The sequence below is a fragment of the Vreelandella alkaliphila genome, from assembly GCF_016107625.1.
Classification (GTDB): Bacteria; Pseudomonadota; Gammaproteobacteria; order Pseudomonadales; family Halomonadaceae; genus Vreelandella; species Vreelandella alkaliphila.
On record NZ_JABASV010000001.1, the window covers coordinates 62,777 to 79,846 of the forward strand.

The 17,070-nt window shown below is 57.0% G+C and carries 11 protein-coding genes; 3 read left to right on the forward strand and 8 right to left on the reverse strand.

What is annotated here, in order from left to right; all coding sequences use genetic code 11:
• Positions 1–94: 94 nt before the first annotated feature.
• The 8 genes from JFC11_RS00280 to JFC11_RS00315 form a co-directional block, all read right to left on the reverse strand.
• Positions 95–892 carry a Cof-type HAD-IIB family hydrolase gene (locus JFC11_RS00280; protein WP_198348443.1) on the reverse strand — a complete coding sequence of 266 codons (798 nt, stop codon included), beginning with the start codon at positions 890–892 and terminating at the stop codon, positions 95–97.
• A gap of 129 nt (positions 893–1,021) precedes the next feature.
• The gene (locus tag JFC11_RS00285; RefSeq protein WP_198348444.1) at positions 1,022–3,715 is read right to left on the reverse strand and encodes a beta-N-acetylhexosaminidase; all 2,694 of its coding nucleotides are present in this window, start codon (positions 3,713–3,715) and stop codon (positions 1,022–1,024) included.
• A gap of 17 nt (positions 3,716–3,732) precedes the next feature.
• Positions 3,733–5,139 carry an OprD family outer membrane porin gene (locus JFC11_RS00290; RefSeq protein WP_198348445.1) on the reverse strand — a complete coding sequence of 469 codons (1,407 nt, stop codon included), beginning with the start codon at positions 5,137–5,139 and terminating at the stop codon, positions 3,733–3,735.
• A gap of 191 nt (positions 5,140–5,330) precedes the next feature.
• Complete coding sequence (gene nagE, locus JFC11_RS00295; protein ID WP_198348446.1) at positions 5,331–7,070, reverse strand: N-acetylglucosamine-specific PTS transporter subunit IIBC; 1,740 nt, start codon at positions 7,068–7,070, stop codon at positions 5,331–5,333.
• A 1-nt stretch (position 7,071) separates the two neighbouring features.
• Complete coding sequence (ptsP, locus tag JFC11_RS00300) at positions 7,072–9,651, reverse strand: phosphoenolpyruvate--protein phosphotransferase (protein ID WP_198348447.1); 2,580 nt, start codon at positions 9,649–9,651, stop codon at positions 7,072–7,074.
• Between the two features lie 29 nt (positions 9,652–9,680).
• Positions 9,681–10,700: an SIS domain-containing protein gene (locus JFC11_RS00305; RefSeq protein ID WP_099049299.1), complete on the reverse strand. Its 1,020-nt coding sequence runs from the start codon at positions 10,698–10,700 to the stop codon at positions 9,681–9,683.
• Positions 10,701–11,816 (reverse strand): N-acetylglucosamine-6-phosphate deacetylase, encoded by a 1,116-nt coding sequence (nagA, locus tag JFC11_RS00310; RefSeq protein WP_198348448.1) that lies wholly within the window; start codon positions 11,814–11,816, stop codon positions 10,701–10,703.
• A gap of 8 nt (positions 11,817–11,824) precedes the next feature.
• Positions 11,825–12,559, reverse strand: a complete 735-nt coding sequence (locus tag JFC11_RS00315) for a GntR family transcriptional regulator (protein WP_038482427.1) — start codon at positions 12,557–12,559, stop codon at positions 11,825–11,827.
• Between the two features lie 254 nt (positions 12,560–12,813).
• On the opposite strand from JFC11_RS00315, the gene JFC11_RS00320 reads away from it, so the two are divergent.
• The 3 genes from JFC11_RS00320 (at position 12,814) to JFC11_RS00330 (ending at position 17,023) form a co-directional block, all read left to right on the forward strand.
• Entirely contained in the window at positions 12,814–14,754 is a 1,941-nt protein-coding gene (locus JFC11_RS00320) for an exoribonuclease II (RefSeq protein WP_089040889.1), read from the forward strand.
• Between the two features lie 132 nt (positions 14,755–14,886).
• Positions 14,887–16,005, forward strand: coding sequence for an N-acetylglucosaminyl phosphatidylglycerol synthase (locus JFC11_RS00325; RefSeq protein WP_198348449.1), 1,119 nt, complete (start codon positions 14,887–14,889; stop codon positions 16,003–16,005).
• Positions 15,983–17,023 carry a glucosaminyl phosphatidylglycerol flippase gene (locus JFC11_RS00330; RefSeq protein WP_198348450.1) on the forward strand — a complete coding sequence of 347 codons (1,041 nt, stop codon included), beginning with the start codon at positions 15,983–15,985 and terminating at the stop codon, positions 17,021–17,023. The genes JFC11_RS00325 and JFC11_RS00330 overlap by 23 nt, the downstream gene beginning before the upstream one ends.
• Positions 17,024–17,070 lie beyond the last annotated feature (47 nt).

Genomic DNA, 17,070 nt, shown 5'->3' on the forward strand with positions numbered 1-17,070 from the left:
CAATATGCCCTGGGTTATTATTACTCGTTATTATCATTTTAGGGGCTAGATGATGGTGGAGTGGCCATCCTGTCGCAAGCGGCCATCGACCAAGTTACAGCGCGAAGCGTTTTGCTAGCCACCGAGCCACGGCCGCTTCGCCATGATGGCCGATACGCTCAGCGTTGGAAACTCGATCAAAAAGCTCAGGGTGGGCGTTGTTCATTACCTGGGCTTCCCCTGCCAGATTAAGCATTTCAGTATCGTTTAGGTTATCGCCAAATGCTAAGCACTCTGCCGGCGTCAGCTTTAGCTTTTCCAGCAGCGCCGTTAAGGCCACGCCTTTATTAACACCACCCGCCATAATTTCTAAAGAGTCGATCGTTGAGTATGTGATATGTAGGCTGCGACCATGCGCCTCCTGGGCCTGACATTCCAGTTGCGCTAACGCAGCCGGATCGCCTATGTAGAGCACTTTACCAACCCCATCAGCATCCATCGCTGCCTGCGGCACAACCTCGTAACGAAAGCCCGTCGAGGCATGCAATGACAACAGATGCGGTGCGTCGGCATCGATATACCAGCCGCTTTCACGGTAAAGGTTGAGCCTTACCTGGGGCGGGCGCGGCAACTGAATAAGCGTTTCGACATAGGCTGGTTCAAGATGGGTCGCGCTCAAAAGTGTGCCGTCTGGAGCATGGATATATGCCCCGTTGGTACTGATTAAATAGGCCGGGATATCCAACTGATCGCGAAACACGCGCATATCGTTATAGTGGCGACCAGACGCCAGCGCGACATGATGGCCTTGCGATACAAGCGCTCTCAGCACCTCAATAGTGTTGTCGTGCAGCTGGTGGTCGCTGCCTAACAGCGTACCGTCAAGGTCGGAAACGATAAGGCGTGATGTCATGGTGCACTCCTGATGATAGAACTTCTCAGCTTATCCGATTACGCTCGCCGCTCCCAGCCGGACTAAAGAGACTCAGAGCCCTCTAAGACAACGCCGCCTGAAGAGGACTCTTCGCTATCTTAACGCTGGTTAATTGAGCGTCACGACACGGCTATGCCGCTGACCATTGGCACTGGCGCTGCGCAGTAGCACCGTGTTTTCCACCTCGGGTGGCGCGTTGTCCTGATAGACCTGCCAGCTTGCCCCGTCGTCCAAGGAGTACTCAATACTTACTCCCGGCAGAGCGACATTGGCCACTAGCCTACCCGCTTCAACCCGGGCTCCTGGCAGCGGCAGACGATAAGCGATTCCATCACGGTCTAGCCGTGGTAGGACACGCTGGCCAAGCAGGTTGGCAAAACGCTGCCAGTCCTCGATCAACGACTCATCGTCAACAAAGGACGTCTCGCCACCGATGAACGCCTGACCAGGTTGATAATCGAGTTCCCACTCGGCTTGGTGCCAGGCTCGCTCGGCCAACGCTAGCAGACGCGGGAAGATCATGTACTCCATCTGCGTCTCGCTACGTACCGTTTCACCCCAGGCTTGCGCGGAAATCCCCCGAGCACCTTGCCACCCCTCGGCGCTCTCGGAACGAAAGGTATTGCCGTCTCGGTCAACTGAGGTTTCCGCATTTTGCGCTAGATTATCGGGGGCAAAGGAGAACACTTTGCGAGTATCGGTGAAACGTGTCGCCCAGTAGTAGCCTCGTTCGTGTGGATTGACCTCGTAGGGCATATCGAAGTAGAGATAATCTGGGCTCGAAAGAATCACCTCATAGCCCCGCGCCTGCCACTCGGCCACTGACTGGCTACCGCCCCAAAACAGCGGATCCCAGAAATTGACAGCAACCTGCGGCGTCGCAAACTCGGCGGCGGACTCAACATGCTTAAGGCCGTCTTGCCAGGCTGACATCCGCGCTATTCCGTAGCTATCAGCGAGTTGATTGACCTGTAGGGCAAAACGGCTCGGCAGTTCCTCTACAGAGGCGACCTCTCCATCGGCAACGCTCTGTTGGCAAATTGGCGACGCCTCCCAGGGATGGTGCTGATCACTCTGGTCGATAGTTCCTCGCCAGTCGACCGGTTCTTCGGCATCGATATCCTGAAAACCATGACCCAGCAGGATATTCTTGGCTTCATCACCACCAAAGTGCCAGTTGTCCAGCGCCTGGCCCGCCTCTTGGTGCATCAATACCACTTCGCCCATCACTTTATCGACAAAGCGGTTCGTCGACTCAAGACAGGGATTGAGGTAGCTGCGACGATCATAGAGCTGAACCGACAGCGTATTGGACGTATCTTCGGGGTCGATTAATCGATACTCGTTGGCTGCCGCACTATCGCCCTCCTCCATCAGCCGACGATGTCGCGCTTCCATAGCCACCACAGCGGCGCGAGCATGGGCCGGCATATCAATCTCAGGCACCACCTGAATATGGCGAGCCTCGGCATAGCGAACGATATCGATATAATCCTCACGGGTGTAGAAACCGCTACCGGCAGTATCGTCCTCTGGCCCAGAGCCCAGCTGAGGTAAAAGGCAGTTCGTTTCTGCCAGATCATGACAGCGCTTGCTGCCTACTTCGGTTAATTCCGCCAACCCCGGAATTTCCAGCCGCCAGCCCTCATCATCGGTGAGATGGAAATGGAAACGGTTGAGCTTGTACGCAGCCATCTGATCAAGCAAGCGCAACACTGAGGCCTTATCTTTGAAATTCCGTGCAACATCCAGCATGACACCGCGATAGTCGTAACGTGGAGCGTCATCAATGTCCATCGCTGGCACCAATCCCGCCTCATCCATGGCCGCTATTAGCGACTGGACAGCGTAGAAAGCCCCAGTGGCGTCAAAGGCCAGAATATCGGCACCGGACTCATTGAGCTGCAGGCGATAGCCCCCCTCCCGTGCCAATGCTTCATCGAGAACGTCTGACTCAGAGGCCAAGCGGGCACGAATCACCAAGCCTTCGCCACCTTCGTTAACGGGAATGCCGAGCCGTTCGAAGCGCTCTCCCAGTACCGCTAGGCTGGCCTCGCTCAGCATTGGCATCACTAGGCTGATCCCTTCAGATAAATCGAGGGTAGCCTCTCCAAGGCGAAATGATCGCGGTGTTGGCAAAATAGCTCCCCGCAATGCATCGGCGGGCATTGCAGTGGCCTCAGCGTTGCGCTCGAAGCGTGTCTCGGCCGTCATCACCACGTTGTTATCGTCCGGTGTACGCATAAGCTGCTCACCGAAAGGAGCACGGACAAAATCGGTCAGCACTTCGTCACGGGTATTATCGATCACCGCTGTTTCATCGCCCACTGCCAGGTACCAGTTGGGCATCACATCGGTCATGAATAGCTGCCAGTACTCACCCACGATGGGAATTTCCAGGCTCTCTCCTGCGTCCAGTCCAGTAAAGGTGCCATTGGGTTCAAGGCGATGGAGATCCCCTGTGATACGAGTCAGCGACAGTTCAGGGTGATCCATCTGCAGCAGACGACGAATACTCGAGAAATACAGCCCCCAGTCGCTCGCCTCAATGGCCTTATCGGAGGTATTGGTCAAAAGGATCGTCGCAGTGAAACAGGCGGCGTAATCCGCCCCCAATCTCTGGCAGTCGATATCATGCGCCTGTGGCTGATTGGCGGTTACCTTGTACTGCACGTCTAGCCGCTGCGCCAAGTCACGGGCAGACGACGCGTCAAGCTGAGTGGTTTCGCTGGCCTGGGTTGCCGCCGAGTTGATTGCAACCCCGATAGCCAGTGTCGTTAGGGCCTTCGTCAATGTTGTCATTGTTTTCACCTCAAGCATTACAGAATCGAGAAAGGAGCCACGACCGTGAACTTGATGTCGTGCTCATCCTGAAAGGCGTTTTTAAAGCCGCCATCTCCCCAGGAGGCGTAGTCGGTGCGGTTGTCGTAGCGGGTATAGTGCAGTTGAAAACGCGTGCCCTCGGCCCAGCCATTCTGAACTTTGTAATGCACGTCAAAGTTCCAGGCGGACTCACTAAAGCGGCGGCCGGGGTCCTCAAAACCTGAGTAGGGACGAGCATCCCAGCCATAAGCATGAGCCACGCCCAACGACCAACCAGGCAAACTCCAGCCTTCCAGGTCATAGGTAACACCGGCGTAGAGGGACTTCTCGCCATCGTGATTCCAATCGGACCGGGCATCCCACCAGACGTCCATGCGGCCGTTAGACGATGCATAAGGGGTGGTCATTCGCGGCAGGAAGTAGCCCTGAGACCCAGGGGCATGCACCCAGCTAAACTCAAGCCGCCAATCGAAGGCACCTTGATCATAGTGAGCGGTAAGCACCTGTTGCCAGGCAGTGCCGTCATAGACGTCGTTGGCCGAACCATCGTCATGACGGTCACTGGCGGCGTAGGCCTGGTAACTCAAACGCAGAGGGGAATCGTTCAGCTGGGTGGCATAAGAAACCTTACCGAACCCTTGATCCATATAGCCCTGGGCTTGCCCAAAAGCCGCCTCGAGCACCAGGTCTTCGGTGATTTCGTAGCGTGCTCCCAGCGAGTGCAGATAGTCGATCGTCTCTCCATCAGCTTGGCGGAACTCGTAGAAGCTCTGATACCAAGGGGCCTTGTAACGATCAGCATGAAAATAGCTCAGCGATAGGTCACCTATCCTGGCGCCGAGTTCTCCACCGCGATAAGTGCCTGGTAGGAAGGACCAGTTAGGGGCGATGACACTGGTGCCTTGGGGCTGCAGATACCCTAACCGCCCCCACATATCGCCAAACTTGAACTTGAGTGCGGCCCGGTAGAGGCTTGCACCATTCGTTTCCTTACCGTCCCAGCGCTCTTCCCACAGAGTGCTTGCTGGACGAAAATTGAATTCCGTGCCCTGGTGACGGTTCTGAAAGTCGTAGGCAGCAAAGGCGGCTAGATCCAGCCCCACAACGCCCCCCGCGTGACCACTCGAGAAGTCGACAGCCAGATTGGCGGTGGAGTGCTGCAGATTGGAAGCGTAAGCCCCTGGAGTGCCCTCGCCATCCGGCCCCATACCTCCCGAGCGACGATCACGGTCGCGATAGATATAAAACAGGGTGGTCTCAAGGCTGGCCTCTTCCATAAAGCCCTGAGGCTCGTCGGCGGAAGACGTCAAAGGAACCAACGATAAAGTACCGATCAGGGCTAGTTGACCAAAGCGACCTAACGGCTGCCCTTTTTGGGGCGTAGGTATGCTTGATATCAGCATGGCGTCGTATCCGATTGTTGTTGATTTTGTATTAGCGTTGCAGTGATGTGCGCGTTTTAAAGACGTGCGGGGTCTGTGGGGCAGCGCAACGCTGCCCCATAAACATGGGTCTATACGTAGAAGTCTTGGCTAAATCGCCACGGCTCCCCGTTACTCAGCCGTTGCCGAGTAACGGGTGTCGATTACGAGCGTTAGGCTCTTAGTGAATGCGCGATAGTAGCGGCTTGATCGCCGACGATCAGATGCCATGTATTGCCGTTCAACGCTTGGATGCCTCTACATCCCAGTTGGTCAAGCGCTGCGCTGTCTAGACCAGCGCCATCGACTAGCTCCACGCGCAGGCGTGTCTGGGCTTGGACGTCCAGCCGTTGCACGTTGGCATTACCACCTAAGGCAGCCATCCAGCGTTGGGCCACCTCGGCGGGCAATGCCGTCGGTTGAGAAGGGTTTTCGGGGGTGCCAGGGCTATGTTCAGAAGGGCTATGTGCAGAAGGGCTATGAGAAGAAGTATTGGCATCCATCGCCGCTCCACTCTGCTTGAGCGCTTGTCGAATCTCATCTGCGATACCATCCGCGATGGGTCCCATCACTACCTGGAGACCACCGCCCTGGAGACGCATGATCCCCCGAGAGCCCAACGATTTCAGAGCCGGCTCATCAATTGCCTCAGGATTCTCCAGCACCAAGCGTAACCGAGTCGTACAGGCACCTACGCTTTGCAGGTTGCTCGCGCCACCTAACGCCGTGACAAACGCGGGGCCACGCTCACCGAGTGGTGTTGGGGCTGCTGCGGAGGAAGCACTTTCCGGCTCGCGCCCTGGGGTAGGTAGATTAAAGCGGACGATGGCCCAGCGAAATACCGTGTAGTACAGAACAAAATAGACGAGGCCGACAGGCAGCATCAGCCAACCATTGGTGGAAAGCCCGTAAGAGAGTGCAAAGTCAAAGGCCCCTGCGGAGAAGGTGAAGCCAAGCTTCACGTCCAGCCAGTGCAGCAGCGCCATGGAAATGCCCGTTAACACTGCGTGCATGCCATAAAGCAGCGGTGCCAGGAACATAAAGGTGAATTCGATGGGTTCGGTGACACCGGTCAGGAAAGCCGTCAATGCCAGCGAAAGTAACAAGCCACCCACCTGGGCACGGCGTCCTTTTGGTGCGGCATGATACATGGCCAACGCCGCGGCTGGCAGGCCGAACATCATTACCGGGAAAAAGCCCGCCATAAAGCGCCCTGCTTCAGGGTCACCGGCAAAGAAACGATTCAGGTCGCCATTGGCCACTACCCCAGAGGCTGTCTCGAAATTACCGAAGACGAACCACACCAGGCTATTCAGCACGTGGTGCAGCCCCGTCACAATCAACAAACGATTAATCGTTCCGTACACGAAAAGTCCCAGCTCACCGGCGCCAATCAGCCAGTGACCAAGTGCATCAATGCCATGTTGGATGGGCGGCCAAATCACCCCAAAAACAACCCCCATTGCTACTGCAGCTAGGCCAGTGGCAATAGGCACAAAGCGTCGCCCACCAAAAAAGGCCAAATAATCAGGGAGCTGAATCGACTTATAGCGATTATAAAGCAGGCCTGCCACGCTGCCGGCAATAATCCCTGCCAGCACCCCCATATCGATCTCAGGGTTAAGCGCGGTTAGCACCGCATCTAGCACCAGATAGCCAATCACCCCGGCCAGGCCAGCAGCGCCGTTACTATCATCCGCGAAGCCTACGGCTAGGCCGATAGCAAAAATCAGCGCCAGGTTGGCGAAAATGGCCTCGCCAGCGCCAGCAATAAAGGCAATATCCAGCAGATCAGGCTGCCCAAGTCGCAGCAATAGACCTGCAATGGGCAATACTGCGATAGGTAGCATCAGAGAGCGGCCAAGCCGCTGTAGTCCGCCCATTAGGCGGGAACCGAAGGTCGTAGAAGACATTTCAGCACCTCTCAAGGGTCGTTGTTGTTATGTCGGTTTGGTTGGCCTTAGCAAGCCACGCGCTTAAGTGCTGGCGTACAGCGGTCGCATCGTCCAAGGCCAGTAGTGCGGGAAGTTCATCTGCCAGTGCGGCAGCATTCAGGCAACGCAGGGCAGCTTTCACTGCAGGCACACGTGCAGGTTCTACAGAGAGTTCATCGACACCCAGCGCGACGAGCAGAAGCGCGACCCGCTCATCACCAGCGGCGGCACCGCAGACTCCCACGGGGCAGTGTCCTTTCGCGCCGTCTACCGTCGCTTGAATCAGCCGCAGCACCGCGGGATGCAATACATCCGCTCGTGCGGTGAGCGCCGGGTCCTCACGGTCCATCGCCAGGGTGTACTGGGTTAAATCGTTGGTGCCGATTGACAGAAAGTCGGCTTCAACAGCGAGGCTTCTGGCGCACAGAGCAGCACTAGGCACCTCGATCATGGCACCAAGGCGCGGCCGCGCATCGAGCCCCATTTCGCTGGCCAACGTCTCTAAGCGCTTGCGCACTTCGCGCAGCTCGCCAACCTCAGTCACCATCGGCAGCATGATATGTAACGTTTCCAACGGCGTAACGCCGAGTAGCGCTCGCAGCTGGGTCTCCAGCAGTTCAGGCTGGCTGGCCCACAAACGAGCGCCCCGCACGCCCAGCGCTGGGTTAGGTACTGACGGCAATCGCAGATAAGGAAGCTGCTTGTCTGCACCAATATCCAGGGTGCGAATAATCACAGGCTTGCCATCTAAGGCCTTCACCGCAGCCTGATATTCATCACGCTGAGTCGCTTCACTGGGGGCACTATCTCGCTCAAGAAAAAGAAACTCACTGCGCAGTAGGCCTACACCATCAGCCCCCGAATCTGCCGCCAAACGCGCCTCTTCGGCGCCACCGATATTGGCGCATACCTCAATTTCTCGCCCGTCCAGAGTCATCGCTGGCTCATGCGCTAACGCTTGCGCTTGCTCAGCTTCATAACGGCGAGCATCAATGCGCTCTGCCACTTCCGCCCGTTGAGTAGCGCTGGGGCTCAGCGCCAAGCGTCCATTTTCCGCATCTAGAATGACGCTCTCGCTTGTGGCGCTATTAGCAGCGTCGATTAGGCTTGCCCCCATGGCCACGAGGCAGGGAATACCTCGGGCGCGTGCCAAAATGGCCACATGGGAAGTGGTGCCGCCGCCCGCGAGACACAGCCCAGCAGGGTGCTGGGCGGCAACGGCCACCAGCTCTGAGGGTGTCAGTTCATCAGCAACAACGACGGCTCCCTTCGGCAGCTCAGGAAGTGCCGCTTGATGGTCGTCGCTGAGTTCCACCATCACACGGCGCTGCAAGTCGCGCAGATCAGCAACCCTGGCGGCAAGCAGCGTATTTCCGCTCGCCGCAAGCCTTGCGGCCTCGCCATCAAGCGCCTCACGCCAAGCTTGGCCAGCGCTGCGACCTTCACTAATGTGCTGACCTGCCGCTGCCGCCAAATCGGGATCATCGAGCCAGGCGCCATGGGCAGCAAAGATTTCCGCCTCGGCGCTCTGCCCCTGGCGCGTTGCTTGTGCTTCAGCGTTGGCTAACGCCTCGCCAACGCTTAACAGCGCCTTTTTCAAGCGAGCTGTCTCAACGGCTTCGCCCTCGCCCATCAAGGGCACAGCGGGTAGCGGCAATTGATAAGAGACAAGCGGACCGATGGCTAAACCAGGGCTAGCCACTAAACCAGCCAGTTCGCCCTCTTTAAGTGCCACTGCGGTTAATATAGACGACGCAGGTGCGCTATGTTCTTCGGCTTCAGGCGTGGTCAACAGACGCTCGGCGGCATCCAGCGCAGCCTCAGCAGCCTCCCCCTGGGCAGTCAGTTTTAACGTTGCGCCTTCGGTCAGGCCCAAGTTCATTAATGCGCTAAGACTAGCGGCACTAGCACTGGCAGCGTTGTCGCTTGAACCCTCATGTTGCACCGTCAGATTAACGTTATGCTCACGAGCAATAGCACGAAGTCGGGCAGCCGGTCGCGCATGCAGCCCCGATGCCAAGGCTAGGGTCACGCGGCGCTCAGCTAACGGCCCGTCAGCACGTGTATCGGATTGCTCAATAGCCGTGCGGGTTAGCACCAGCAAAGGCTCACCAAGGGAAACCCGCTCGCCCTCGCGGTGCTTCGACGGCAGTAATTGCCAACCAGCCGCTTCGGTGATCACCAGTGGGGTAATCAGCGCACTTGCGCCCAGCGCTAACGCATCGGCATCGAAGCGGCACAGCGGGTCACCAGCGCGCACTTGATCACCTACGGCGACCAAAGGCTCAATACCTTTTCCGTTTAACTCAACCGTATCCAGGCCAAGGTGAAGCAGTAATTCAACACCCGCCTCGGTTCTCAAGGTGAACGCATGATGGGTACGCGCGCACTGCACCACTTCACCATCACAGGGAGCATGCAGGCATTCGCCCAGTGGATCGAGAGCAATGCCCTCTCCCAGGGTTAGGCTGGCGAAAACCGGATCGGGCACTGCTGCTAGGGGTACCACAACTCCCGTTACGGGGGCCTGCAGCGTTAATGATTGACTTGAATCTGACATGGGAGGACTCCCAAGATTGTTGTTATACGTTACAGGGTGCAGGTAACTTTATTGAGGTGCCGAGGGCGATCTGGATCGCTTCCCCGAGCCTCTGCAAGGCCAGCCACCATTTGATAAAAGCTCTGAATCACCGACAGTGGCTGCAGAGCCTCATGACCAGCATCTACCAAGGTCAAATTGCGCTGTACCACGCTCTTGTCGGCAGCAAGGACTACCCGGGCACCAACACTCTTGAGCCACTCGGTTAACTCCAGCAAGCCAGCCTGTTCGGGCCCTGGTGGTGCGAATACCAGCACCGGATAATCAGGGCCAATTAGCGCCATCGGACCATGGCGAACTTCGGCACCGCTAAAGGATTCCGCTTGAATCGCACAGGTTTCTTTAAACTTGAGCGCCGCTTCCTGAGCGACTGCAAGACCTGCTCCACGACCAATCACCATCATCTTGTCAGCATTTAGTAATGCCTCGATGGCCGGGGACCAATCCATCGCCAGGGCCTGGGTCAGTCGTTCTGGAAGTTGTTCCAAAGCAGTGAGTAGCAGGCGGTCTTCCTGCCAGTGGCCGATGAGCTGCGCCATGGCAGAAAGCGTGGCCAAGTAGCTTTTGGTGGCAGCGACACTTTTTTCTTCTCCCGCGTAGAGCGGAATTTCACTATCGCTGGCCGCGCCCAGAGGCGACTGCGGCGTATTGACTAACGCTACCGTTCGAGCCCCAGCGGCAGCGAGGGACTGCTGCATCGCCACTAGGTCAGGGCTTTGTCCAGATTGGGAAACCGCCAAGGACAATTGCCCTGTTAGTCGCCAAGGTGCCTTCGCCAGGGTGGTCAGCGAGGGAGGCAGCGAGGCCACAGGAATGCCTTTACGCTGCATGCATTGGTAGGCGAAGTAGCTGGCGGCATGATCGGAACTACCCCGCGCCACGGTGACTGCGGCAGTCGGCTCGGCAAGGCGCAAGCGTTCACCTAGTGCAGCAAGCAACGCGTGATTACGCTGCAGCTGACCGCGAACACGTTCAGGGGCGTTGCGAGTTTCTTCAAGCATCAAAGACATTTAAGAGGCTCCTTGGGCGTTTCCACAGATATGACGGCCTTCGACATAGACCGCTTGGAGTTGAAGTTGGGGGTCAAGGATGACCAGGTCCGCCAATGCGCCCTCTTGCAGGCGGCCAATGTCGTCGATCCCTAGGAAGTCGGCAGGGAAACGTGACAGGCGATCCGAGGCGTCCGCCAGGGTAAGACCGAGACTAACGAAGTTACGTAACGCCTGACCCATGGTCAGCGTACTGCCTGCCAAGGTGCCGTCAGCCAAACGCACACCTCCCAGACATTTGGTGACGGTCTGCTCACCTAGACGGTAATCACCGTCTGGCATGCCTGCCGCTGCCGTGGAGTCGGTAACCGCATAGAGATTAGGGATGCAACGTAAGGCGGCACGGATGGCACCAGGGTGTACATGCAGCAGATCAGGAATCACTTCGGCGTACTGCGCATGGGCGAGCGCTGCGCCGACCATTCCCGGCTTGCGGTGATGCAGTCCGGTCATGGCATTGAACAGATGAGTAAACCCGCAGGCACCATGAGCCAATGCCTCAACGCCCTCTTCATAGCTGCCAAGCGTATGCCCTATCTGAACCCGCACGCCGCGTTCGCTGAGATGGCGAATTAATGCATAGTGGCCAGCTAACTCAGGGGCAAGTGTCAGTAAGCGGATGGGGGCCAAAGCACACAGCTCATCCACCTCCTCAATCACGCCATTACGCGCATGGGCAGGTTGAGCACCCAGCTTGCCGGGATTGATATAGGGACCTTCCAAATGAACGCCCAATACCTTAGCGGCGTCCGGCTTCTGCGCTTCCATATAGCGGGCGATATCGCCTAACACCTGACGGATCCGCTCATCTGGCGCCGTCATGGTGGTAGCAAGCAAACGGGTGGTGCCAAAACGCACGTGGGTGCGCGCTAGGGTGGCAAGAGCTGTGCCGCCCTCCATGGTGTCGGCACCACCACCACCATGCACATGCAAATCTATAAAGCCGGGAATAATGCGTGGATGGTCATTGGTATCAGGATCTACCGGATCGCCGTCAATGCGCCTAATACGCCCGTCTTCCCAGTGGATCTCTCCCAGGCGCCAGCCCTCAGAGGTGAGAATATTGCCAAACTGCATAAAACCTCCTAGCGGGTCATCTCGACCATAAAGTCGTAATAATCAGTGCGGCAGTAGGTAACGGTAAGCTCCGCCGGAGAGCCATCTGAGAGATAGCCTAGACGCGTCACTTTGAGCAGTGCCTGGCCCTCAGGCACCTCAGCAAGCGCCGCCAACTCCTCGCTGGCATTGATAGCCGTCACATGCTGCAAAGCACGTGCTATGCCTTTGCCGCTGGCTTCCAGCACCGCATAAAGGGATGTATCGACCCGGAGAGGATCGGGCAGCACCGAGATGGGGAGGCAACTCTCTTCGACCGCCATTACCACCCCATCGGCTAAACGCAAACGCTTGAGACGCGCGACTTGGGCATCAGCCCCCAGGCCAAGGCGCATGCTCTCTTCTGCACTGGGGTTGGCCAGCTTGCGTTCCAACCAAAGAGAACTCGGCGTAAACCCACGCTGGGTCAGCAGCTCGGTAAAACTGGCGAGCCGTGACAAGGATTGATTGAGGCGAGGGGTAATAAACGTGCCCGAGCCACGGCTTCGGCGAATCAGCCCAAGTTCTGCTAGGCGATCTAACGCCTTCCGCGCAGTAATGCGCGAAACCGCTAAGCTTTCGGCCAAGTTGCGCTCAGAAGGCAACGCCTCGCCGGCTTGCCAGGCGCCCGTATCAATTGCTTGTTCTAGCTGACGCGCTAACTGCTGATAAAGCGGTGTTGCGCCCTGAGGATCAAGATGTAGCTGAGTAAAGCGTGGGTCCATGAGTGTCTCCCAGTAGCGGCCATACCAATTAGATACCACTATAGACCCAATGAGATACCAATCAAATACCAATTAGCTACAACTATGGTTGAATAGTGACGTTCGAGCTGGCCAATAAGGCAATAAAGCACGCACAAGATTGAACGCAGATCGTTGATAGTTTGGGGCCAAAGCGAACTTCAGGGTAACCACGATTGGCGCGGCCTTTGGGAATCCGTATAGTGGCAGGCTACTCTCGCCAACTGATTGAACACATGCTGCAAAACAACTCATTGCTTGCCCAGCTCAAGCAACAGATCCGTGATACCACCCCACGCGCTGAAGGGGTGATCAAAGCCACCGAAAAAGGCTTCGGTTTCCTTGAAACCGACAGCGGTGAATCTTATTTCGTGCCGCCCCCCGCCATGAAGCAAGTACTCCATGGCGATCGCGTCGAGGCGGTGATCCATGAAAACGGCGACAAAAAGTCCGTAGAGCCTGAAAAGCTGATCGAAGCTGGGCTTGACCGCTTTGTTGCCCGTGTTCAGAAGCGCGAAGACCGTTTAGCCGTTGTGCCCGACCATCCGTCGATTCGCAATGTGCTAAAGGCGCGCATAAAGAACAGCCTGGATGAAGCCACCATTGCTGATGGCGACTGGGTTGTCGCGCGGCTGGTACGCCACCCGCTGAAAGAGAACGATCGCGGCTTCTTTACGCAAATTGATGAGCTAGTGGCTAAGGCCGACGATCCCGCCGTTCCGTGGCGTGTCACCCTTGCCCGCCATGCGCTGGAACAGGAATGCCCGGACGCAGGTACCGAGTGGCCACTGCATGATGAAGGGTTAACCCGTGAAGACCTCACGGCACAGCCCTTCTTTACTATCGATGGCGAAAAAACCCGCGATATGGACGACGCGCTTCACGTGGAAGCGCTGGAAAGCGGCGGCTGGCGACTAAGCGTTGCGATCGCTGACCCAACAGCCTACGTTGAAGAAGGCCACGCGGCCGACCTTGAAGCGCGCACCCGTGCTTTTACGGTCTACTTACCCGGCCAGAACGTGACCATGCTGCCTGAACAGCTGGCGGATGACCTCTGTTCGTTGTGGGAAGGCCAGGATCGCCCTGCCCTTGCCTGCTCGCTGGACATTAATGCCGACGGCAGCCTAGGTGATTACCGCTTTTTTGCGGCTAACGTAAAATCCCACGCCAAACTAGTCTATGACCGCGTTTCCGACTGGATTGACGGTCAAGGCGAGTGGGCTCCCGCTGACAATATCGCTGAACAGCTGAAAGCACTGCGCGATTTGACCGAAGCGCGCACCGCTTGGCGCAACGAACATGCGCTGGTGTTTAAAGATCGTCCTGATTACGTTTTCGACCTGGACGACGCGGGCAACGTCTTAGGCATTCGCACCGAAGATCGCCGCATTGCCAACCGTATGATTGAAGAGTCGATGATTGCCGCTAACGCTTGCTGCGCGGACTTCCTCGCCAAACATATCGGTCACGGTATCTTTAATGTGCACCGCGCTTTTGAGCCTGAAAAAGCCGAATCTGCTCAAGAGTTCTTAGCAACTCAGGAGATTGAAGTTGCCCAGGAAGCGCTGACTGAGCTGGCTCACTACAAAGAGCTAAAGCGCGCTCTGGAAAGCCGTGACGATGCCTGGCTGGACGCGCGCCTGCGCCGCTTCCAAGGCTTCACCAGCATGTCAGCTCAACCTGGCCCGCACTTTGGTCTTGGACTACCGGCTTATGCCACTTGGACGTCGCCAATTCGTAAGTACGGCGATATGGTCAACCATCGTTTGATCAAGCGTGTGCTTAAAGGTGAACAGGCTCCGGCAGAAGCCAGCCAGCAGCTCACCGAGCAACTCACCGAGCGGCGCCGCCTGAACCGTATGGCAGAACGCGACGTAAAAGATTGGCTCTACGTTCGCTACTTAACGCCAGCGGCTCAAAACCAAGACGCCTTCGACGCAGAGATCATGGCGATCAACCGCGGTGGTATGCGAGTACGCCTGTTGGAAAATGGTGCTACCGCCTTCGTACCCGCCCCGCTAATGCACAGCGATCGCGATAAAGTGGTCATTGATGATAAAGAGGGTCGCATTCAGATTGAAGGCGAAGAGCGCTACAAGCTGGGCGACAGCCTGCGCATTGCGCTAACAGAAGCCCGTGAGGAAACCCGCTCGCTGGTCGCCAAACCCACAGAATAACGTTACCTTGCCCCGCCCACGCCACGGCATTGCCGTGGCGTTTTATTTTCCCGCCGCCCATTAACTGTCGCAGAACTGACTTATTTCTTCCTTATGGTAATCCGATGACACCCTTGTAGTTCGGAGGTTACCTTGCACATCGCTGATGTGACCATGTTTCACGCCCCAGCAAGCGGCGGCGTTCGTACTTATCTGCAAGCTAAACACCGGGTGCTAGCGCACACGGCAAACCTACGCACTAGCCTGTTAGTGCCGGGAGCTGAGCGCGATAGCCTGGGTGACCACCACACCTTGCCAGCGCTACACCTCCCCTTGGGCCAGGGCTACCGCTTTCCGCTGAGGGGGTCACGCTGGCGCGATGCGCTGATTGATCTTAAACCTGATCTTATCGAGGCTGGCGACCCTTATGTAACGGCGTGGGCAGCCCTCGCCGCAGGCCAAAAGCTTGGGGTACCGGTGGTAGGCTTTTATCACTCAGACCTTCCGCGCTTAATGGGGGATCGCTTTGGCCGCTACGTTGAGAAACGCTTAACGCGCTATGTCAAAGACCTCTACTGCCAATTTGATAGCGTGCTGGCACCCTGTAACGCTATGGCTAATCGATTAAGGGAGTGGGGAGTCGATAACGTTCGCGTACAGCCATTAGGGGTCGATTTAAACCATTTTCACCCCCAGCAGCGAGATCCCGCCTTCCGCCAAGGCATGGGTATTCCCAGCGATAAAAAGCTGCTGATCTTTGTCGGTCGCAATTCCCGCGAGAAAAATATTGATGTGCTGCTGGCGACGATGCGCCAGCTCGGCAGTGATTACCATTTATTGCTGATGGGTCCCGGCATGCCCCATCAGGTACCCAACAATGTCACTGTCGTGGATCGCTGCTGCGGCGCACATGAAGTGGCCAAAGCACTTGCCAGTAGCGATGCCCTTTTGCATGCGGGCACTCGGGAAACCTTTGGCTTGATCGCTCAAGAAGCGATGGCCTGCGGTATCCCTGTCGTGGGTGCCAGGGCCGGCGCACTGGCCGAAAATGTGCCGTTAGGCGCTGGCATTCTGTGTGAGCCACTCAACCCGGATGCCATGGCCGAGGCATGCACAGCCTTGTTCAGTAATGACATCGCTGCCAGCGGGCGTTATGCCCGTCATTTTGTCGAACGACAGTTCAGTTGGGATAGCGTTATCCAGTCTCTTCTCGAGCACTACATAGACCTTTGCAAAATTGAACGGCCCAATGCCCTCGTCCACCACCACTAAGCCCCAACGACTACTGCGTTTTCGCCCGCTGCATGGTTTGCTACTGGCGGGGGCGCTCTTGGCTCCGCTAGTGCTTACCACTTGGCTGGGCGGTGCTGAGGCGCTGCAGCGTATTAAACATTTTCCATTCGCGTTATTGCTGTTGATGCTGGTATTAGCGTTTCTGTGTTGGAACCTGAATGCAACAAGGCTGCGGCTAATGTTAGGTGGCCGTGCAGGGCAACTTGGTCAACGTGGTGCACTGGGCATCGAACTGGCATCAAAGTTTGCGTTGTGCGCTACGCCTGGAGGGAGTGGAGGACCAGCCACTCTACTTATCCTGCTTGCACGACGAGGCTTTCCTCCCGCCAAAGGGGCAGCGGTGTTTTTGATTGACCAAGGCTGTGATTTGCTGTTCTTCCTTACCATGCTGAGCGGTTTGGTGCTCTTTTCGCTGGCCAGCGATACCCAGTGGCCGCATCAGTCACTAGTACAGTGGTCACTGGTCGGTTTAGCATTTATGGCGACGCTGGTCAGTGGTGTGATGTGTTATTTACCCAGCCTGCTGCGTGCAGGTGGCGTTATAACGACATGGCCAAGCCGTTACCGACGGCGCTGGTTAGTAAGGCGCTTATTACGATGCCGATATGCGCTCAAGGTCACACTCGCGCTTCCTTTTACGACGCTGCTCGCGATGATGATGCTTACCGCAGCGCATTGGCTAATGCGCTATAGCTTACTCTATGTCGCGGTGCTGGGCGTGGGCGGCCATGCCGATTGGATGTGGACGTTTTTAACCCAAATGCTGGCCATGGCGGCCAGCCAGCTGAGCTTTCTTCCTGGCGGCGCAGGTGCCGCCGAAGTGGGCGTTGGCAGTTTGTTGCTGCCCTTGATGGAACGCGAGCAGGCCGCAGCAGCCGTCTTAGTGTGGCGACTGGTGAGCTACCACCTCTATTTAGCGGTGGGGGCGCCACTATTTATTCTGTACAGCTACCGAATGCTACGCAGAAAACCCGACCATAAAACGCCGGAAGGATAACCATGCACCAACGAATAAGGGCGCCCCGAGGGGCGCCCTTATCGCGT